This is a genomic window from Nonomuraea diastatica (assembly GCF_004349015.1).
Taxonomy (GTDB): domain Bacteria; phylum Actinomycetota; class Actinomycetes; order Streptosporangiales; family Streptosporangiaceae; genus Nonomuraea; species Nonomuraea diastatica.
Map to the genome: position 1 here is coordinate 1 of NZ_SMKP01000196.1, position 20,152 is coordinate 20,152.

The 20,152-nt window shown below is 66.5% G+C and carries 14 protein-coding genes and 1 pseudogene; 6 read left to right on the plus strand and 9 right to left on the minus strand.

Features of this window, described 5'->3' with window-relative positions; all coding sequences use genetic code 11:
* The 3 genes from E1294_RS43275 to E1294_RS43285 all read left to right on the plus strand — a co-directional run.
* The coding region (locus tag E1294_RS43275) for a carbohydrate-binding protein (protein ID WP_165977804.1) at positions 1–575 on the plus strand (575 nt) is incomplete at its 5' end.
* A 285-nt stretch (positions 576–860) separates the two neighbouring features.
* A complete protein-coding gene (locus E1294_RS43280; RefSeq protein ID WP_132517145.1) occupies positions 861–2,759 on the plus strand; it encodes a glycosyl hydrolase 53 family protein in 1,899 nt (632 codons plus the stop codon).
* Between the two features lie 854 nt (positions 2,760–3,613).
* Positions 3,614–5,167 carry a cellulase family glycosylhydrolase gene (locus E1294_RS43285; protein ID WP_220448271.1) on the plus strand — a complete coding sequence of 518 codons (1,554 nt, stop codon included), beginning with the start codon at positions 3,614–3,616 and terminating at the stop codon, positions 5,165–5,167.
* A gap of 467 nt (positions 5,168–5,634) precedes the next feature.
* Here E1294_RS43285 and E1294_RS43290 read toward each other — a convergent pair whose 3' ends face one another.
* Positions 5,635–7,035 carry a family 43 glycosylhydrolase gene (locus E1294_RS43290; protein WP_220448272.1) on the minus strand — a complete coding sequence of 467 codons (1,401 nt, stop codon included), beginning with the start codon at positions 7,033–7,035 and terminating at the stop codon, positions 5,635–5,637.
* 629 nt (positions 7,036–7,664) lie between these two features.
* On the opposite strand from E1294_RS43290, the gene E1294_RS43295 reads away from it, so the two are divergent.
* The gene (locus E1294_RS43295) at positions 7,665–9,116 is read left to right on the plus strand and encodes an RICIN domain-containing protein (protein WP_132517149.1); all 1,452 of its coding nucleotides are present in this window, start codon (positions 7,665–7,667) and stop codon (positions 9,114–9,116) included.
* Between the two features lie 41 nt (positions 9,117–9,157).
* On the opposite strand, the pseudogene E1294_RS58520 reads toward E1294_RS43295, so the two are convergent.
* From E1294_RS58520 to E1294_RS43340, 6 genes and pseudogenes are all read right to left on the minus strand, one after another.
* Positions 9,158–9,388 (minus strand): annotated as a pseudogene (locus tag E1294_RS58520) (IS256 family transposase); the annotation flags it as partial.
* 366 nt (positions 9,389–9,754) lie between these two features.
* Entirely contained in the window at positions 9,755–13,924 is a 4,170-nt protein-coding gene (locus tag E1294_RS53555) for a phospholipase A2 (protein WP_165977805.1), read from the minus strand.
* 333 nt (positions 13,925–14,257) lie between these two features.
* A complete protein-coding gene (locus tag E1294_RS53560; RefSeq protein ID WP_165977806.1) occupies positions 14,258–14,404 on the minus strand; it encodes a hypothetical protein in 147 nt (48 codons plus the stop codon).
* A 146-nt stretch (positions 14,405–14,550) separates the two neighbouring features.
* Complete coding sequence (gene sigJ, locus E1294_RS43330) at positions 14,551–15,402, minus strand: RNA polymerase sigma factor SigJ (protein ID WP_132517153.1); 852 nt, start codon at positions 15,400–15,402, stop codon at positions 14,551–14,553.
* An 11-nt stretch (positions 15,403–15,413) separates the two neighbouring features.
* A complete protein-coding gene (locus E1294_RS43335) occupies positions 15,414–15,992 on the minus strand; it encodes a carboxymuconolactone decarboxylase family protein (RefSeq protein ID WP_132517155.1) in 579 nt (192 codons plus the stop codon).
* Between the two features lie 537 nt (positions 15,993–16,529).
* Positions 16,530–16,925, minus strand: coding sequence for a MerR family transcriptional regulator (locus E1294_RS43340; protein WP_132517157.1), 396 nt, complete (start codon positions 16,923–16,925; stop codon positions 16,530–16,532).
* Between the two features lie 49 nt (positions 16,926–16,974).
* Here E1294_RS43340 and E1294_RS43345 point away from each other — a divergent pair, with 49 nt between their 5' ends.
* The gene (locus E1294_RS43345; protein WP_132517159.1) at positions 16,975–18,024 is read left to right on the plus strand and encodes an aldo/keto reductase; all 1,050 of its coding nucleotides are present in this window, start codon (positions 16,975–16,977) and stop codon (positions 18,022–18,024) included.
* A 371-nt stretch (positions 18,025–18,395) separates the two neighbouring features.
* Here E1294_RS43345 and E1294_RS43350 read toward each other — a convergent pair whose 3' ends face one another.
* A complete protein-coding gene (locus E1294_RS43350) occupies positions 18,396–18,911 on the minus strand; it encodes an arginase family protein (RefSeq protein ID WP_342775149.1) in 516 nt (171 codons plus the stop codon).
* 461 nt (positions 18,912–19,372) lie between these two features.
* Positions 19,373–19,687: a hypothetical protein gene (locus tag E1294_RS43355; protein ID WP_132517161.1), complete on the minus strand. Its 315-nt coding sequence runs from the start codon at positions 19,685–19,687 to the stop codon at positions 19,373–19,375.
* Positions 19,688–19,864: 177 nt separating this feature from the next.
* Here E1294_RS43355 and E1294_RS58525 point away from each other — a divergent pair.
* On the plus strand, positions 19,865–20,152 hold a 288-nt coding region (locus E1294_RS58525), incomplete at its 3' end, for a replication initiator (protein WP_425465263.1).

Genomic DNA, 20,152 nt, shown 5'->3' on the forward strand with positions numbered 1-20,152 from the left:
TGTCGACCTCCGGCTGGGATGCGCCCCGCCAGGCCGACGGCAGCCTGCCCGTGCTGCCCCACCTCCGCCTTGCCGCCAACAGCACCCTGATCGACAAAGGCACCGACGTCGGCCTGCCCTACACCGGTCGGGCACCGGATCTGGGCGCCTTCGAGCAGTCCGGCGACACGCCACCGCCGTCGGCGCAGCGTTACGAGGCGGAGACCGCGCCGGCGGTGTGTCAGGGCACGATCGACACCAATCACGCAGGTTACTCGGGCAGCGGATTCTGCAACGGCGACAACGCCGCGGGCGCCTACGCCGAGCTCACGGTGAACGCGTCGGTAGCCGGCACGGCGACGCTGGGGATCCGCTTCGCCAACGGCACCGGCAGCGTGCGGCCGGCGAACCTGCTGGTCAACGGGTCCACGGCGGGAACGGTCTCGTTCGAGTCCACCGGCGCCTGGACGACCTGGACCACCAAGACGATGACCGTCCCGCTGAGCGCCGGCGGCAACACCATCCGGTTGGATCCGACCACGGCCGCCGGACTACCCAATATCGACTACCTAGACGTCGGCGCCATGGCCGGCTGACTACTCACGATGTGCGGCCAGGAGGGCACCGGGGCCTCCGCTGCTGTGCCCGGAAGCGGCCGTGCCTGCCACCGCCCCGCTCCTGGAAGTCACTGCTTCCCCCCGCCGCGTATCTCGCCAGATCTGGTTCTGTGAACGTGCACAGAACCACGCGCTCACAAACTGAATGGCATCCGTCCACACCACGATGCCTAGCCCGGAAGGCGGGTGCCGTTCGCGCCAGCCTTCAGGCTGCGCGTCACCGACTGCTTGGCCGACGCCTAGCCGCACACCTCGAGAGGAAACATGACCCATAGAAATGTGACGCGCGTCACCGCGGCACTCACCGTGCTCGTGACCGCGCTGGTGGCGGGGGTGTTCTCAGCGCCCGCGCCGGCGCACGCCACCTTTGGCACCGCGAGCATCAAGCCGATCGAGAGCAACATCGCCGCCAAGTTCTGGGCCTCCGCGACGGCAAGCAGCGGCTTATCCACCGTCCGACTGGCCATTGACGGAGACCCGACGACGTCCTGGTACGCGGACGGCTCCAGCGCCCGACAGCGGCTGACCATCGACCTCGGCGGCGCCTACGACAACCTGCGGAAGATCAAGGTGGTCTTCGCCGACCGCGCCGTGGCGTACCGGTACGTCATCGAGGCCTCATCCGACGGGCGCCGCTGGGCCACGATCGCCAACAGATTCCGCAACCGAGTCGCATCGCGAGGAGCGGTGCACTTGTTCACCCGGCCGGAAACGCGCTTCGTCCGGCTGACGATCATCGGCGCGTCCGGCAATCACAAGGTCGGGGTGAGCGAGATCCAGATCTTCAACTACCTGCGCGACGACCTCGTCCTCGGCGCCGACCTGTCCTGGGTGGACGACGTCCAGACCCAGGAATACTGGGTCAACCCCTTGGCCACCGACCGGGGTGCCGGACCGCACCTGCTCGACGTGGCCCAAGACCGCGGCATGGAGTACGGCCGGCTGCGGATCTTCAACGAGCCGCGGGACGAAAGCACCGGCGAACCTGCACCGATCCCGCGCCAGGGGCCGGAACGCTCGCTGCAGTCAGCACGGTGGATCAAGGACCGGAGCATGGGGCTCGGCGTCGACTTCCACTACGCGGACTCCTGGGCGGACCCGGCCAAGCAGCCTAAACCGCGTGCCTGGGCCGAGTTGGAGTTCGTCGATCTGACGCAGGCGGTGCACGACTTCACCGGCGACTACCTCCGCCGGCTGATCAAGCAGGGCACTACGCCGGACAAGGTCGCCGTCGGAAATGAGATCATCAATGGCTTCCTGTACGGCAGCGAGGCAGCCCTCATCGGCACGACCAACCCGCCGTACTTCGTCAACCAGGCCGACATCTACCAGTCGAAGCCCGGCGGCGGCCTGCTGTGGCGCTACTGGCAGTCGACCGACCCGGTCGAGCAGCGGCTTTACAACGAGGCGTGGGACCGGTTCACCACGTTGGCCGCAGCCGGAATCAAGGCCGTCCGCGATACGTCGCCAAGGACGAAGGTGGAGATCCATGTGATCGTCGACGCCGGGCGACTCGCCAAGACCATGGAGTTCTGGAGCCAGTTCCTCACCCGGGTCAAGGCCAAAGGCCAGAACCCTGACGTGCTCGCGATCTCCTACTATCCGGAGTGGCACGGTTCGCCTGACGCACTGGATGTCAACCTGCACACGATCGCGACGACCTACCCCGACTACGAAGTCGAGATCGCCGAGACCGCTTACCCCGCGTCCGGCGGCGACGGCTCGCCCTTGCCCAACTCACCCTTCCCACGCACCGTCCAGGGCCAGGCAGACGCTATCCAGCGGGTCTTCCAGGCCGCCAACGACGTGGTCGACAGCCAAGGCACCGGCGTGCTGGTCTGGGAGCCGGCGGGCTACCAGCCGATGTTCCGGGCCGTGCCCGAGCTGCCCAACACCTGGGAGCCGCACGCGTCGATCAACGTGTTCAACGCGAGCCGGGCCAAGCACGTCCTTGAAGACACCGTCTATGTCACCACCGGGGTAGGTAGGCCTCCGGCACTCCCCTCATCCATCCGCAAGCTCACCACCGCAGGCGGCGCCATCGCCACAATCCCCGTTCACTGGCAGGCGCTGCCGGACGGGGCAACCGACTCGCCCGGTGAGGTCGTCCTCGTCGGGACGACGGCGCTGGGCAAGGTCACCGCAGTAATCGACGTCATCTAGCGACGCGGTCAACGTGACAAGTTCCTGCTCTCCGACGAGGTGCAGGTCGAGGTCTAGTCGGTCGGGCGCACGCCGTAACACCATCACGTTGTTCGGACAGATCAACGCGCCGCAGGGCCGTGGCTGAAGATGTTGCAGCGCATACTACAGCGGCGACGACCTTCACACGGTCATCGCCGACGCCCAGAAGAAGGTGAAGACCATCGCGAGCAGGTCGTGATGCGAAAGAGAAGTCCGGTGGGGTTCGCCAACCTCGCTCCGACAGGCCTGCTTCCGCTTCACCCTGCTCTGCACCGCGCTTATCACCCCGGTCCTGATCGTCGGCGGCTACCTGTAGGCTCTGCTGACTGCCCGTCGCGGATCATCCGGATGGTGGTCTCCATCCCGGTGGTGACCGGCCTGGGGGTCGAGCCTGCTCTGGTACCGGCTATTCAGCGCACCGATTTCGGCCTGGTGAAATGGGGCCATGCTCGATCCGGCGATTGCGGGCCTGTTGCGTTTAGATTTCCCGACTTCTATAGTGTGCGTACCGCAGTGTTTCCTCTTAAAACTGTCGAAATATCAAGTCGAAGCGCTTCGACTAGCTGGAAGGCAGCAGCCAAGTCCTGCGAAGAACTGCACGTTATCGGTGTTGGCTTTCGCCGCGATCGTCGGCCCGATCTCGCGCCGCCACGCCGGTCAACCGGCCCCTCCATGCCGCGCATTGCGCAACACACAAGCTCGACGAGAAGAGTCCGTCACCGATCGAGAGTTTTGGCTGGACGAAACCTGCTCTTGGACACGCTAAGTCTGGAAGAGAGGCAATGCCAATGGTTCCAACAGTAAGGAAGATCAGGGCCGTTCTCCTGGCCGGTATGCTGTCGGCCGCCCTATCGGTGTCCGGCTTGGCCACTCATGCATCGGCCGACACCACGGCACAGCAGAGCGCTTCGCAGATCGTTGCCGACATGGGCGCGGGCTGGAATCTGGGCAACCAGCTGGAAGCCAGCACCGACGGATATCCCAGTGAAACGGCGTGGGGCAATCCGGCCGTCACGCAGGCTCTTGTCGACAAGGTGAAGGCGGCAGGCTTCAACACGATTCGGATCCCGGTCTCGTATTTGAGGTCTATAGGGTCCGGCCCGGACTACACGATCAACTCTTCCTGGCTGGACAGAATTCAGGAAGTCGTCAACTATGCGTATAACCGAGGCATGTATGTGGTGCTCAACATTCATGGAGACGGCTACAAAAGCGTTCCCTACTCCTGGCTGATCTGCGATGCCTCCAACCAAACGACGATCAAGGCCAAGTACCAGAAGGTCTGGCAACAGATTGCGTCCAGGTTTCAAGATTATGACCAACGCCTGATCTTCGAATCCATGAACGAAGAATTTGATGGGCAGTACGGCAATCCTACCCAACCGTGCTACTCAAACATCAACAGCTACAACCAGATCTTCGTGGACACCACAAGAAGGTCTGGCGGAAACAACGGTTCACGATGGTTGCTTGTTCCTGGCTGGAACACGAATATCGATTACACCGCGGGGGACTACGGCTTCGTGGTTCCGACGGACAACCATCGATCGCCTTCCATTCCCAGTAATGAGCAGAGAATCATGATCTCCGTTCACTATTACGCTCCGTGGGACTTCGCCGGAGAGGAGAACGGCACGATCACGCAGTGGGGGCCGGCAGCGACCAACCCATCAAGAACATCCTCCTGGGGGCAGGAGGATTACATGGATTCGCAGTTGAAGAAGATGTATGACAGATTCGTCGTGCGAGGATACCCGGTAGTCGTTGGTGAATACGGTTCGATCGATAAGTCATCCTTTGATTCGTCGAACAACAGGTACCGTGCGGACTTCGCGCACACTATGGTGGCCACCGCTAAGAAGTACGGGGCAGCCACTATTTACTGGGACAATGGCTTCAATGGTCAGTACGGTTTTGGGCTGTTCAATCGAAATGCCAACACGGTGACCCAATCGGGAATCATCGGCGCCATCATGAGCGCCATCGGCGGCTCTGGGTCGGCCACCACCTATGAGGCGGAAGTCTCGCCGGCGCTGTGCACGGGCACCATCGACTCCAACTGGTCGGGCTACTCAGGTACCGGATTCTGCAACGGCAACAACACGGTGGGCGCCTACGCTCAGTTCACAGTCAACGCGAGCGCGGCAGGCACCGCGACGCTGCGGGTCCGGTTCGCCAACGGTGTCGCGACCGCGCGGCCGGCTTCGCTGATCGTCAACGGCTCGACGGCGCAGGCCCCGTCGTTCGAGGGCACCGGCGCGTGGACCACGTGGGTCACCAAGACCTTGACCGTCACGCTAAACGCGGGCGGCAACACCATCAGGTTCAACCCCACAACGGCCAGCGGCCTGCCCAACATCGACTACCTCGACGTCACGACGCCGTAGAAACCCGGCGGGCCCGGCGGACTTCCGCCGGGCCCGCCGAGCAAGGGAGATCCTGTGGGGGCACCGGATCGCCAGCTGACACCATCAAGAAGCCGCAGGTCGGGCACCGCATCCAAGGATTGAGCCCCGCAGGCTCGTCAACGATGAGAACGCCATCCCCATCGATCGTGCCCCATGGGTCTGCCTGAACGTTTCAGCTGGAAGGACGTGCGACGGCGTGACGCCCCTCCGGTCCGTGGCGGCGTGAAACGTTACGGATGACATCCTGCGACGGTGGCAACCCCCGTCCCTGCCCGCGCAGTGGTCGCGGCCGGTGCGGCGGCCAGCACGGCGTGTGGGAGCCCACCAGCCGTTGATTTGAAGGAATGGAGTGCAACGCTCGCCAACGACAGATCTCCTGACACGTAGGAGCGTCAGAAGCCATTATGGTTCAAGGCCAACGACGCGGAACCGATGCACGAGGCGATTCAAAGGGTCGGCGTGATCGGGCGGATCGTTCCGTCGGCGGCGAATGCCATCCGGTCGACGGCCACCTCTCGGTTGGTCCCGTTGCCCGCCGGCACGGCGAACCGATGATATGCGACGTACCAGGTGTCGGTGCCCGGCGCATGGACGACCGAGTGGTGCCCGGTGCCCTTGATGCCGGCCTCCAGCCGCTTCTGCAATACCACGCCTCGCTTCGTCCACGGTCCCAGCGGGCTCGGCCCGGTCGCGTACGCCACCCGGTAGTCCTCGCTACGGGTGTCGTTTTCCGACCACATGAAGTAGTAGATCCTGTTGCGCTTGAACACGAACGGTGCCTCGTTGTAACCCGCGGGGGTGATCGTGCGCACCTGTGCGGGATCAAATGAGGTCATATCTCCGTTCAGCGGCACGACACGGGCGGCGCCCTGCCCCCAGTACAGGTAGGAGCGGCCGTCGTCGTCGGTGAAGACCATCGGGTCGATTGCCTGGCCGGAGTACTGGCCGGCGGCGACGAGCGGTCGTCCGAGCGCATCTCGGAACGGGCCGGTGGGCGAGTCGGAGACCGCGACGCCCAGTTGCTTGGCGGTGTTCCCGCTGGCCGCGCCACCGCTGAAGTACAGGTAGTAGCGGCCGTTCGCCGCCGCGACCGCCGGGGCCCAGGCCGAGTCGTCCGCCCAGGACACATCGGGGCCGTAATCGAGCATGACGCCGTGGTCGGTCCAGGTCACCAGGTCGGCCGAGGAGAACGCTTTGTAGTAGGTGCCGCGCCAACTCGCGTAGCCGTCGGTCGTTGCGTACAGGTAGTAGCGGCCGTTGGCCGCGATGATGTGCGGGTCGGCGAACAGGCCGGGGATGACCGGGTTCCGGTTCGTCTTCGGCGTCCAGGGCACGGCGATCCGGAATGAGCTGTCCGCTCGGAAGGCCGCCGTGTCCTGGTAAGGGTCCAGCCAGAGCTCGAAGTCGCGGTGCCTGATCCTGCGGCTCGGATAGTTGAAGGAGGCCAGCGACACCGAGCCGGCTTCGGAACCCTCGGCCGCGCAGAACGTGGCGTCGGCGCGGAACGACGCGTCGCCGGTGTTGGCGTCCACCCGCAGTCGCCAGTCGCGGTGCCGAAGGAACAGCCCGTCCCTGGTTTGGAACGAATAGCAGGACGGCGAGGCGAGGCCGTTGACGATCGTGAAGGTCGCGTCGAGCTTCGTTTGGGCCGCGGCGGTGGTGCCGACCGGGTCGAGGCGACCGAGCGCGCCGGCGTGCCGGACGTACCGGCCGGGATAGTTGACCGACTCCAGCGACCGGGCGCCTGTCGGCAGCGTCGCGGCGGAGGCCGGCGCGGCCGTGGCTACCGCACCGCAGCAGGCGAGAACGCACGTGGCCGTGATCGCCGCCCATCTGCCGACCGTCATGCGAGTCTCCTGTAGCTCAGATGTTATCGCTAACATCATCGGGGAAGCGCCGCCGAGCGCGACGTCGATGCGCGTGACATCTGATCGGTGACGGCGAGGACGCGCCTGTGCGCGTCGAGGTTTCCACCAGTGTGAGCGGTCGCAGCAGATCGGTCAATGCCTGTTCAAGCACACGGAAAGCGCATTCTCCTTTCCCTTGACTGCTTCTTGACAAGCCCGATGGTTGCGTAAACACTCTGCGGCAAGACGCTTGAAACATCGCCCGCAATCCAGTCGTCTCCGTCCCAAAGGGGGTCCTGCCCAATGTTCTTCGTTGGGCCCACGGCATCCTTGTTAGCGCTAACAACGTTCCTGGCGCGGGTTTCGGAGGGTGGTCCCGTGTCCCTGCGTCCAAAGCTCGCCGCGTAGGGCCTGCGCGATCCGTACATGTTGCCCAAGTAGGACGATACGTTCACGGTCCTGGTCACCGAGCTGAAGGGTGTTCAACCAGGACAACGAGTACATCCGCCTGTGGGACCTGACCAACGGCACGCGAACTATGCGCTACGCATCGACCCTCTCGGTTTCGGCTTGGCCCTGGCCGAGCCGCAGGACGTCACCTTGGATCACGTACTAGGAGGCCGAGAACGATGGGACCAGCCTTACACCGGGCGGCCAGCGCCGTCCTGCTGATCGCCGCCGCTCTCGTCGCCCAGCCGGCCGCGCCCGCCCAGGCGGCCTCGATCACCATCACCAACGGCACCCAGTTCCGCGACACCGCGGGGAACGTGGTGCACGCGCACGGCGGTGGGGTGCTGAAGGCCGGCGCTTACTCCTACTGGTTCGGCGAAAACCGCAACCCCGACAACACCTTCCGCGCCGTCTCCGTCTACCGGTCGACCGACCTGCTGAACTGGGAGTTCCGCCGGGACGTTCTCACCCGTACGTCGAACCCCGAGCTCAACGTCGCCAACATTGAACGGCCGAAGGTCATCTACAACAGTTCCACCGGCCGCTACGTGATGTGGATGCACAAGGAGAACGGAACCGACTACGGCGAGGCGCGCGCCGCCGTCGCTTCTTCGGCGACCATCGACGGCGACTACACCTACCACGGCAGCTTCCGGCCACTGGGTCAGCACATGTCACGCGACATCACACTCTTTAATGACAACGGCACGGCATACATGATCTCGGCAGCGGACGAGAACTACGACCTGCACATCTACCGGCTCACCGCCGACTACCTGAACGTCGCCTCACTGGTCGGCAACTTTTGGAACGACGCTCACCGCGAGGCGCCCGCGATGTTCAAGCGGGGCTCGACGTACTTCCTCCTGACCTCCGCGGCCACCGGATGGAGCCCCAACCAAGCGAGGTACGCCACAGCCGCCAGCGTCTCCGGCCCGTGGACCGGATGGACCAACGTGGGCGACGGCACGACTTTCGGTTCCCAGCCCGCCTACGTCCTGCCGGTGCAGGGCACCTTGACGACAAGTTACCTCTACATGGGCGACCGGTGGGCGGGCGCGTGGGGCGGCCGCGTGAACGACTCGCAGTACGTGTGGCTGCCGATCACGTTCCCGTCCTCGACGAGCATGAGCCTGAGCTGGCACCCGCAGATCACGATCGATGTCGCCACCGGCGTGATCACGGGCTCAGGCGCCACGCCGTCGTACCGGATCACGGCCCGGCACAGTGGCAAGGTGATGGACGTCGTCAGCGCCTCCATGGCGAACAACGCCGAGGTGAAACAGTATCCGTGGAACGGCGGCGGCAACCAGCGGTGGCAGTTCCAGGACGCGGGCGGCGGCTACGTCCGGCTGGTGAACCAGAACAGCGGCCGATGCCTGGACGTCGCCGGAGCCTCGACCGCCGACGGCGCGAACGTCATCCAGTACGCCTGCGGCACCGGGACGAACCAGCAGTGGCAGTGGGCCGCTACCGGAAGCTACTTCCAGCTCAAGGCCCGGCACAGCGGCAAATGCCTGGACGTGTCCGGAGCCTCGACCGCCGACGGCGCCGACATCCAGCAGTACACCTGCGGTAGCGGCACCAACCAGCAGTGGACCCGAAGCTCGGCGGCGGGCACCTTCTCCTGACCGACCGCACGTTCGGAGCGACCGTGACACACGTGCTCCTTCGTGGTCGGGCAGTGCCCGTTGCGGTGGCTGGGCCGCACCACGGCTTCCTCGTCGCCGTCGGCTGCGGTGACGGTGGCGGCGCGCTGGTAGCGGGCGCGGCCGAGGAACGCCTCCACTTCAGCCTCGACCGCGGTTTGGATGATCAGCCGGGCGCCGAGCCGGGCGACGTCTTCGAGGACCTCGGCCAGGTCGCGATCAGCGGTGAACAGGGCGTCGATCTCGGCACGGATGGCCTGGACAGGCGATACTCGACGGGTCGCGAGCGTGGGACTCCTTCGTACGGAACTTGGCGGTTCAGTACGGAACCTACGCTCGTGATCTATTTACACCGCATCCCGGACGCGACCGGCTCGATCCACGAGCATCGAGATCAGCTGCTCGTCCCTCATCGACCGGTCCAGCTCGGCAGGCCGTTCGTTCATGGACAGCGACTCCACGGTGGTCTCGGAGATCAAGTGCCTCTTCCTTGATCATCAGATCCGCCGTGAGGTTTACAGTCCCGCATGGATGTGATTCTCGGCAGGCGCACTCCAACCAACCCGCGGCAGCTCACCCCGCAACCGCTCGTTCTCTTCAGAAGATCTCACGCCGGTCCATCACCAGGGGGCATACTTCCAGACGAATATGTAGTACACCCAGGCAAGCGCCCGGCAGTTCTCGTTGTAATTCGGCGGCAACTGGTTGTCGCACGCGAGGTGCATGTCCGCGAGGAAGAGCCGATCCACATACATCTTCTTGGCGTAGCCGTCCCAGCCGACGTGCTTGTAGTTCCGGTATCCGAAGTCATGGCGAGTGCAGGCCCTGGTGAAGTCCACCGGTTTTGGCCATCCGATGCTCTTCGACGGCACCGGTGGACGGGTCTGCGAGTGACTGCACTCGTCCGTGTTCCAGTTGAAGTTGTAACTCTCGTAACGGACGTTGTGCCGCGCCGCCCAGAACATGTCGCGGCTGGCCTTGGTGTTCAGGGTCATCAGGTACATGAGGCTGCGTTTGCTGGTCCACAGCGTGGCGAAGGCTACGTTGCTGTCCGCGCTACCCGCCCTGTTGACCGCCGTCACCTTGAAGTCGTAGTCGCCCCACGGAACGTACTTGAAGGTGATCGAAGTTTTCACGATGGGATAGCTCGCCCGCTTCCAGGAGGTGCGGTCGGCCCTGCGGTAGTAGAGCCAGTAGTAGACGTCGCGGGTCGAGCTGGGATTCCAGTTGAGTGTGACGTATCCTATGTGGCCTTCGGCGCGTAAGGCGGTGGGTGATTGCGGCGGGGACAGTTTCGGCCCGCCACGCACCACGTTGGTCGCCGAACTCTGGCCGAAGGAATTGGCCGCGACGACCTTGAAGTCGTAGGGCTGGTCGTTCCACAGGGGATAGCCGACCCGCGTCCGTGTCTTCAGGGTCGGGAGCGGAAAATAGAACCAGGTGCTGGTGTTCGCCGATTTGAAGAACAACCAGTAGTAGACGCGACCGGTCGGACTTGGAGTCCAGGCCAGATCCACATAGCCGTTGCCCGTGCCGAGGAACACCAGATCGGCCGGGGGCAGGGGGAGGCCGGGACCTGGCATGGCTGTGACCGTGTTGGTCGGGCTGCTCGCGCCGACGCCGTTGACCGCGACGACCCGGAAGTCGTACCAGAAGTGGTTCCACAGGGGTGCGGTCACCATTTTCTTGGTCACGGTCGCGGGGGTCGTGTCCGGCAGGACGTACCAGCCGCTGCGGTCATGTGGTTTGAAGTGGATCTGGTAGTAGACGGGGAAGGACGGGGTCGCGTTCCATTCGAGCCGGACATATCCATCGCCGGTGCCGTCGACCCGCAGGCCGGTCGGCGGCTTGGGGAGAGAGTCGGCCGCGGCCCTGGCGAGTCCATGGCGCGCGGCTGGAGCGGGGGAGGTTGGGCTGGATAACGTCGCGGTGGCCGCGGTGGCCGCGGTGGCGGAAGAGGTGGCGGAAGAGGTGGCGGTCGTGCGTACCCGGTCCGACAAGGGTCCGTCGCCGGCCGCGTTGGTCCCGGCGACGGCGAACTCGTACTCGTGCCCGCCCGTGAAAGGCCCCACCCGGGCCTGCGCCGTGGTCGCGGGATACTCCAACCTCCGCAGCGCCGTCTCGCCTGCGGTGACGTCGCGATAGGAGACCCAGTAGAAGGCGCCGTCGATGGCCGTCCAGGTGAGGTCGACCTGCCCGCCGGGCTGCGCGGTCGCGGTCAGCCCGGTGACCTTCGGCGGCAGCGGCGGCATTGGCCGGGCGCTCACTATCGCGCTCGCCTTGCCCTCGCCGCCCGCGTTCTCGGCGGACACCTTGAACTCGTAGGTGTGCGCGTTGGTCAGCAGGCCCAGCTCAGCGCGGGGTTCGAACGCGGGGTAGGCGAGTTTGACGAACGTGCTCTCCCCGGCGGTGACGTCGCGCTGGTAGACCCAGTACGTACCGGCGGTCTGCACGGCCGGCCAGGTGAGCGTGACCTTCCCGTCGCCGGCCGTCGCGGCGACGCCGGTGGGCGCGGCGGGCGGCGGCACGTCGGCCACCGCCTTCGCCACGTCGCCGCTCGGGCCCTCGCCGCCGTCGCCGACCGCCGTCACCTTGAACTCGTAGGTGTTGCCGCTGATCAGCCGGTCCACCGTGGCGGTCGTGGTCTCGACGGGGGCGTCCGACTTGGCGAAGTCCGTCTGCCCTGAGGTGACGTCGCGCCGGTGGACCCAGTACGCACCCGCCCGCTCGGCCGCTTTCCAGGTGAGCTTGATCGTGCCGTCGGTCCCGGCGGTCGCGGTCAGGCCGGTCGGAGCGCCGGGCGGTCGCATGACGGCCGTGGCGCTCGCCACGTTGCTCGCCGGCCCCTCGCCGCCCGCGTTGACGCCGGCAACCTTGAAGTCGTAGGTGGTTCCCGAGCTGAGGTGCCTGGTCCGCAGGGTGGTCGTGTCGCTGGGCAGGTCGAGCGGCGTGAACTCGGTGGTGCCCGCGGGACGGTGGTAGACCTGGTACGTGTCCGGATCGCCGGTGGCCGACCCGGTCCAGCGCAGGGTGACCGTCGCGTCCACTTCGGCGGTCACCGTCAGGCCCGTGGGCGCGGCGGGTGTGGCGAACCGCGCCGTCGTCGTCACGACGTTGCTCGAGAGGCTCTCGCCCACGGTGTTGGCGGCGCTCACCTTGAACTCGTACTCGTGGCCGCTCTCCAACCCCTCGATCTTCTGCGTGGTGGCCTCCGCCTCCTCCACCGGCACTTGCGTGAAGAGGGTTTCGCCTGCGGTGACATCCCGCTGGTGCACCAGGTAGGCCACCTCCTCCTCGGCCGCGGTCCACGTCAGCGTGGCGTCGCCCACGGTCCCGACGGTGACGCGCAGGTTCGTCGGCGCGGGCGGAACGGAGCTGCGGCCGCGCGTGGTGACCACGGCGCTCGGCGCCCCCTCCACCCCGTTGGCGGCGACGGCGCGCACGTAGTAGGCGTAGTTGACGCCGGGGGACAACCCGCCGTCCCGCAGGCTTCGCTCCTGGGTGGGATATCCGGTACGGGCGAAGTGCGTCTGACCGTTGTCAAGGTTCTTGCGGTAGACCCAGTAGTCCAGCGAGTCGCCCGCCGGTGGCGTCCATCTGATCGTGGCGACCCCTTCGCTGGACACCTTCACCTGCACGCCGGACGGCGCCGCGGGGCCGCCGGTCGACGGGGGCGGCCAGGGCACCTCCAGGAATCTGGGCCGGTAGATGCGGACGTCTTTGTAGTGATCGGCGTTCTCGATGGTGTTGACGTCGTAGGACAGCAACAGCTCGCCGGGATCGGAGAGCTGCGGGTGGGCCCGGCCGTGGTAGATGAACTGTCTGTACGCGCTCAGTTCCGGCTCCGGCGCGCTCTCCAGATAGATGGGGCCGGTGAACGGGCCGGTCGCGGAGCCGGAGACATACGCGACGAGCCAGTGACTGAACGGCTCGTGGCTCTCCTGCGTCACCAGAACGTACTGATTGCCGCTCTTGTGCACCGACATGCCCTCGGGGACCCCGCTCATGAACCGAGCCGACGCCGACTCCTGCGCCGACCAGCCGCTCCCTGTCCAGAACTCCCAAGCGCCGCCGAGATCACCGGACGTGACCCGGGCGACGTGGCCGAACTTCAGCCCCTCGGCCGACTCGCTGCCGTAGACATAGGTGTACGTGCCGTCCTCCATGATGGCCGAGCCCCACCCCACCGGCCCTGCCAACGGCAGGTCACGGACCGACGAGACGGTCAGGCCCGGCAGGGCGAACGTCACGAGCGAGGTCCCGACGCGTTCGAAGGCGAACGGGCCCTCCGCCTCTGTCTTGCGGAACTTCCCATAGACGGCCCGTAACTCCTCGCCCGCCACGGTCGCGTCGCCGACCCAGTAGAACTCGTCGGCGGCTGAGGCGATCACCAGCGACTTGGGCTGAGCGCTGCTCCCGCCGTGGATTGTGGGGCCAAGGGCGGAGCCCTGCTGCACGACGATCGAGTTGTTGATGAAGGGGGCGTTTTGCGGCCTGGAGTAGTCGCTGCTGACCGCGCCGAGGAAGGTGTCGGAGAATAACCACGCCGTACGGCCGTCGGGAAGCGGCACCGAGACGGTGGAGTCGCCGCCCGTCCAGTGGCCGCCGCTGTTGCCGTAGTTGCCGAACATCGCCCGCAGTTCGGAAGCGGAGGGGTTGGCTGCGGTCTGGGCCGTGACCTGGGCGATCCTCGACGGGGCGAGGGCCGACGCGACAGCGGGCGGCGGAGCGACCAGGCCCAGGACCAGGAGCAGCGAGGTGATCGCGGCCGGTAGACGGATGTGACGCATGGAAGCTCCCGAATAGGCGCTCGATGTCGCGTGGTAATCCAGATCTTGTACGTACGCTGGTGTCCCGAGAGGAGCGCAGGACCGTGGTGGTGGCGTCGGTGCCGGTCAGAGCTGAAGGCGCAGGTGCCGGTGCCGATGACGGCCGAGGAGACGTCCAGACCGGCCGTCTGGCCTGCGTCGACGCGGCTGGTGCCGCCCGCACGGAACTCCGGAAGAGTTGTCGCTCATATCCGGACGACGAACGGGCGGCCTCCCGGGGGACACCCCACGCCCAGGGACTCGGTGCTGTTCGAGCCGGTAGGTCAGGAACCGCCGCTCGGGCGTCGAGGTGGGTCAGGTCGAGGGCGCGGCGGTAGGACATCCGGGCCCCGGCGTCCGGCCGAGGCGGCACAACAGCGCGCCGCGGGTGGAGTGGGAGAGGTAACCGTCCAGGTCGAGGCGGTCCACGACGCGCAGCGCCGTGCCGGGACCGCCAGCCATGGACGACCGCCCCGGCGCTGTTGAACTCGACCGCCGGCGAGCCGGTGAGGCCGGCCCGCCGGTACGGCTCCGCGACCTGCGGCCAGTCGATCCGCTCGCGGGCCTGCAACGACGCGATCGCGGACTGGACGACGTAGTAGCGGGGGCTATCTGACGAGTTTGGTCGGCTCCCCAAGCCGCCTCAGCTTCTGCGGGTTCGCCACCGCGTGGATCCGGCTCACCCGCCCGTTCTCAACCACCAGACTCACCGCAGCCACTTGGCCGTCGGTCTCGATCCGGCCGGCGGGCGCGCCGTTGAGCCAGACCGCCGACACCGTCCGGTTCGGGCGCGCGAGCGACTCCGCTACGAGTTCGGCCCCATGGATCGGAGCCCGGGCGGCGGACGCGAGCCCGCCGCCGTCGACGATCAGGACCACGTCTGGCGCCAGGACCTCCATCAGCTCCTTCACCTGCCCGCTCCGCACCGCGGCCAGGAACCGTTCCACCACGATTTGTTGCTCCGACTGGCTCACCCGCACCCGGGGCTGCCGGGCAGCCACACGGTCGCGGGCCCGCCGGGCAATCTGCCGCACCGTGGCCGCGGACTTCTCGACGGCCTCGGCGATCTCGCCATAGGGCATCTCGAAGACCTCGCGGAGCACGAACACCGCACGTTCCGTCGGAGTGAGCGTTTCCAGTACAGTCAGCATCGCGATCGAGACGTTCTCCACAAGGTCGATGTCCTCGGCGACGTCAGGGCTGGTCAGCAGCGGTTCCGGCAGCCACTCGCCGACATAGTCCTCGCGGATGCGCGACAGCGTGCGCAGGCGGTTGAGCGCTTGCCGGGTGACGAGCCGGACGAGATAGGCCCGCGGGGCGCTCACCTGCGCGTGGTCGATACCGGCCCACCGCAGCCAGGACTCCTGCAGCACATCTTCCGCGTCGGTCGCCGACCCGAGCGTCTCGTAGGCGACGGTGAACAGCAGGCTGCGGTGGGTGAGGAACGGGTCCTCGGTCATCGTGTCCCTGGTCACGCCGTCGACGCCGCGCCGGACTTCTCCGGGACCTTGGCCAGCGGAATCTCGCAAGCTTGGGAGAAGCCCTGCGAGGTGACCCCGTTCGCCACGTTGGCCCTGGTCGCCAGGTTGACGTAGGCGATGTACGCGGTGAGCTCGACCATCGCCGCAGGGCCGAGCCGCTCCAGCAGACTCGCGTACTGCTCGTCGGTGACGGTCGGCGGCGTGTTCGACATGGCCTCGGCGTACCCCATCACGTCCCGCTCCAGCGGGGTGAACACATCCGAGGTCCGCCAGCGCGGCACCTGGCTCGCCTTGGCCAGGTCCAGATCGTCGTTCTGTGCCTGAAAGTAGCCGACGTCGAGGCACCAACTGCAGCCGATCTGTGCCGCGACGGCCATGTGCGCGAACGACTTGAGGCTCATGTCGGCCGCACTCCATGCACCTACTTTGCCGCCGAACTCCAAGTTGTCACGAGCGAGTGCGGGGCTGTTCCACAGCACCTCGACGTTCTCGGGCACGCTACCGAATTGCCTGATCATGTTGTCCTTGAGGTCGGCGGGAAGCTCGGCCTTAGGAAGGCGTAGCGCCATGACGTTCTCCCTATAGGTGTGCGTGGCTGTTCGACATGAAGACACCGCCGGGCCCCCGAATGTGACAGCGGAGCCGAGTAGTGATCTGTTGCCGCTGCGGCACCCGTCCCCGGGGCCCGCGCGCGCCACCACCAGTCACGCTCGGCCGCTCGGTGGAGGGGGGCTGAGCGCGACTTTTCGTTCCGCTACCGCATCAGGGCCTGTGATGGTCGTCTCGCGGACGGTGAGCGAGGTACTGGCGGCGGCGCCACCAGGCCGATTCTGTTCTGCGGTGATGTCGAATGGTGTCGAGCCCGTTCGTAGCCAAGGCCAGAGACCGGCAGCCGTTGGTCACCACACACCGGAGGCCCCCGATGTCCATTACCACCGCTCGGCGTCTCCACGCGGCGGGTGGACAAGCTGGTCGAACAGTTCGGCGGCCCATCTGGCGAGGCCGAGCGCCTTCCGATGCTCCTCTGCGCTCGCCGCCGGCGCTCCCAGCTACAGGCCGGATATAGCGATCATGGTCCTTTTGATGGCGTGCTCGCCTTGCCAAGGTCAGGGCGCACAATCTGTGAAGTCGTCCCGCAAACCCAGACGACCCTCGTAGACGGCCACCTTGTGGGTGATCAGCTTGAGGCACTCGTTGAGTTCATGCATCTGGGCGAGAACCCGTTCCCGATGGTCGCGCAACACCTCCAGCCGTTCCACCTCGTTGCCTTGGCCCGCCCTGACGAGCTCGGTGTAGCGCCGGATGTCGGTCAGGGGCATGCCGGAGGCCCGCAGCCGAATGCAAACGCCCAGCCAGTCGACGTCACCCTCGCTGTAAATCCGGTGCCCTGCGGTTCCCCGCCGTACCGGCTGGGCCAGCAGCCCCTCCCGCTCGTAGAACCGGAGTGTGTGCACGCTGAGCCCGGTGCGCTCGGCAACCTGGCCGATGCTCAAAGCCGACATGTGGCCCAGTTTGACCTAGAGTCGGCTCTAGATTCTACGGTTCCGAAGTATGAGATATCGCATCCTCGGCGGCACCGGTATCGAGGTCAGCACCCACTGCCTCGGCACCATGATGTTCGGCTCGGCCGGCAACCCCGACCACGATGACAGCATCCGCATCATCCACACCGCCCTCGACCACGGGATCAACTTCGTCGACACCGCTGACATGTACTCGGCGGGCGAATCCGAGGAGATCCTGGGCAAGGCGCTGCAGGGCCGGCGAGACGAGGTGGTGCTGGCCACGAAGGTGCACTTCCAGATGGGGGAGGGGCCCAACCGCAGCGGCAACTCGCGGCGTTGGATCATGCGCGAGGTCGAGGCGAGTCTCAAGCGGCTGCGCACCGACTGGATCGACCTCTACCAGATCCACCGCCCCGACCACCGGACCGACATCGAGGAGACCCTCTCCGCACTGACCGATCTGGTACGGCAGGGCAAGATCCGGGCCTTCGGCAGCTCGGCCTTCCCTGCGCACGAGACGGTCGAGGCCTACCACGTGGCCCGGCAGCGCGGCTTGTACCGGTTCCGCACCGAGCAGCCGCCGTACAACATCCTGGCCCGCGGCATCGAGGGCGACGTCCTTCCCACGGCGCAGCGGCTCGGCATGGGCGTGCTCACCTACAGCCCGCTGGGCTGGGGGTTCCTGACCGGCCGTTACCGCAAGGGGCAGCAGGTCGACATGTCGCGGGGCCGCGCCGCGCGAGCGCCACAACGGTTCGACTCGTCCATCCCGGTCAACGCAGCCAAGCTGGAGATCGTCGAGGAGCTGGTGAAACTGGCAGACGAGCTCGGTTGCACCCTGCCGGCGCTGGCCGTCGCCTTCGCCGGATCACACCCGGCGGTCACCTCGGTCATCCTCGGCCCGCGCACGATGGAGCAGCTGGACGGCTTGCTGAAGGGCGCCTCCCTGGTGCTCGACGACACCGTGCTCGACCGGATCGACGAGCTCGTGCCGCCCGGCACCAACGTCTACCACCCTGTCGGTCTCTGGAGCCCCGCGCCCCTGACCGACCCCGCATTGCGCCGCCGCCCGCTCGGCGACCGCGCCGCGAGCTAACCCGGGAATGATCCCATCCCGGGGGACTTTGCGTGACATGATCCTGGTGTTGGGGCGACCGGTCGGCGGCTCGTGAAACTGCTCGAGGAGTATCGGGGCAGGGAACCCAGGAACGGCCATGGAACGTCCTGCAGGAGGACGATCATCGGCTGGAGCACCGCCGCCGTGGCCTCGGGCGCGATGGCGTCGTCGTCGCTGATATCAGGCCCGATGACGATCTCCGTGAGGGCCTTGGCGACGGGTGCGTTGGAGCCGGCCTGTCGGCCCTGTTCTGGACCCATGCGAACCTGTTCGGGAGGCTGGAGCTCGATATGAGCAAGCATCTGGACCAGGGCGAGCAGCACACGGCGTGGCTGATACCGACTCGACCGTCAGCGCATCAGCGCGGCGCCCAGCCGGCGAACCGTCCCGGCCTCGCCGGGGTTGACGTCGTCGCTGGATGGCGCGTGCTCGGTGATGGCTGCCCCGATGATGTCGTTCACCTGGGAGACGAGATCGACTAGTCGCTGCGGCTGCACGCCGTTCGGCTCTGGATAGCAGGTCGCGCCGAAGGCGGCGGGATCCAGGACGTCGAGGTCGACGTGCATGTACACGGGGCCGCACAGACCGTCGAGTACGCGCTCCAGGTCGTCGACGCCGTACCTGCGCAGGCCGGTCTTCGCGAGGTACTCGTGCTCGGACACGTCGCCCGCCCGCTCCCCGGCGACGATCGCTTGCTGTGGTGCCAGGGGCTGCTCCAGCGTGAGGCCGACCGGCCCGTCTCCGAGCAGCGCGCGCACCACCATCCCGTGGAAGGCGCCCGACGGCAGGGTCTGTGGCGTGTAGACGTCCGGGTGTGCATCGATCCACAGCACCGTCAAAGCGCCCCCATAGCGGGGCGTAGGCAGCGGCGATCGGCGGGATGTCGACCGCGCAGTCGCCGCCGATGGTGATCACCCGGTCATGCTGCGAAAGCGCAGGCCATCGTGGTAGGAGTCCAGCTCAAACCCGCCAAGAGCCGGATCCCCGTGATTAACCGTGAGTTCCTCCACCGTCGCCCCTGGCGACTGGCAACGCGTCACTCGACCTTCGGTGACACGAAACCAGCGGTCATCAACCTTCGGTGCCAATGATCAGCCTTCACGGCCACAGGACACGTGCAGGATGAACGGGACGTCGGTCGGTGTTCCGGGCGGAAGGGCCCGTGTGGGGGTCACGCGCGTGTGGTGATCGGGGGCAGCAGGCCAAGGGTATGCGCTCCCCGTCACCACATGGCCGCCAAGTGACTCGGCCGCTGTCGGTCGCACAAATACGGCCGCTCACCAAGGTGCGGTGAGCGGCCGATGTGCGCCTGGGGGTGTGGGCAGGTCTAGGGCACGATGAAATGGAACGGCTGGTCGCTGGCGGCGGCGTTCACTCCAGTCCACACCAGGAAGACGTTGGTGTCGTTGGCGTCCGTCTCGGACCCGACGTAGATCTCCGATCCCCAATTGCCGGTGCGGTGGATCGTCGCCTGCGGCACCGAGCGACCGGCGTCGATCTGCGGATCGACAGTGATCAGGTACTTGCCCGTGGCCACCCTCTTCACATCGGTGACGTTCTTGGACCTGACCGCCGTGCCGTCCTTGTCCACGGACACCGCCGCCTGGGCGTAGGGGGCGAAAGCTGCTGTGGTGCTGGCCATGGGTCCTCCGATGCTGCCAAGGCCCGCTCCGTGCGGGCCGGTTGGAAATCAACCTACCGGTCACGTTCGGTGACGAAGAGTAGCGATGAGTAAAGGTTGCGGGCGGGAAGTCTCTCCCTAAGCCAGCCAGTGACCTGCGTCCGGGTCCATGTAGTAGGGAAACGCATCGCACAGTCCGTGTGGGGGCCGTGGGGGTGCTGCCGCCTGTCCCGGTTGGGCGGCGGCCCGGGCGAGCGATGCCCTCCCGCGGCGCGCTACCGAGCTGATGCCTGGCATGTCTTCGCCGCTGGTGTCACCGCGAGCGTCGGTGGTGACGAGCACGGCGGGCACGACGGAAGATTAGCCAATCCCCTGGTGCTGGCCACGTTCACCGCGCCGAGTTTCGGGCGGGTGCACGCGGCGCGGGATGACGGGGGTGTGCGGGATCGCCCGGGGCGGTGGACAGGGCGGTGGACAGGGCGGCGG

What these genes read in the sequence shown, in the direction of transcription:
- sigJ (WP_132517153.1), bottom strand. Translation starts at nt 15,402, where the DNA reads ATGACCGAGGACCCGTTCCTCACCCACCGCAGCCTGCTGTTCACCGTC.
- E1294_RS43280 (WP_132517145.1), top strand. Translation starts at nt 861, where the DNA reads ATGACCCATAGAAATGTGACGCGCGTCACCGCGGCACTCACCGTGCTC.
- E1294_RS43335 (WP_132517155.1), bottom strand. Translation starts at nt 15,992, where the DNA reads ATGGCGCTACGCCTTCCTAAGGCCGAGCTTCCCGCCGACCTCAAGGAC.
- E1294_RS43290 (WP_220448272.1), bottom strand. Translation starts at nt 7,035, where the DNA reads ATGACGGTCGGCAGATGGGCGGCGATCACGGCCACGTGCGTTCTCGCC.
- E1294_RS53560 (WP_165977806.1), bottom strand. Translation starts at nt 14,404, where the DNA reads ATGGCTGGCGGTCCCGGCACGGCGCTGCGCGTCGTGGACCGCCTCGAC.
- E1294_RS43295 (WP_132517149.1), top strand. Translation starts at nt 7,665, where the DNA reads ATGGGACCAGCCTTACACCGGGCGGCCAGCGCCGTCCTGCTGATCGCC.
- E1294_RS43345 (WP_132517159.1), top strand. Translation starts at nt 16,975, where the DNA reads ATGAGATATCGCATCCTCGGCGGCACCGGTATCGAGGTCAGCACCCAC.
- E1294_RS53555 (WP_165977805.1), bottom strand. Translation starts at nt 13,924, where the DNA reads ATGCGTCACATCCGTCTACCGGCCGCGATCACCTCGCTGCTCCTGGTC.
- E1294_RS43355 (WP_132517161.1), bottom strand. Translation starts at nt 19,687, where the DNA reads ATGGCCAGCACCACAGCAGCTTTCGCCCCCTACGCCCAGGCGGCGGTG.
- E1294_RS43285 (WP_220448271.1), top strand. Translation starts at nt 3,614, where the DNA reads ATGCTGTCGGCCGCCCTATCGGTGTCCGGCTTGGCCACTCATGCATCG.
- E1294_RS43340 (WP_132517157.1), bottom strand. Translation starts at nt 16,925, where the DNA reads ATGTCGGCTTTGAGCATCGGCCAGGTTGCCGAGCGCACCGGGCTCAGC.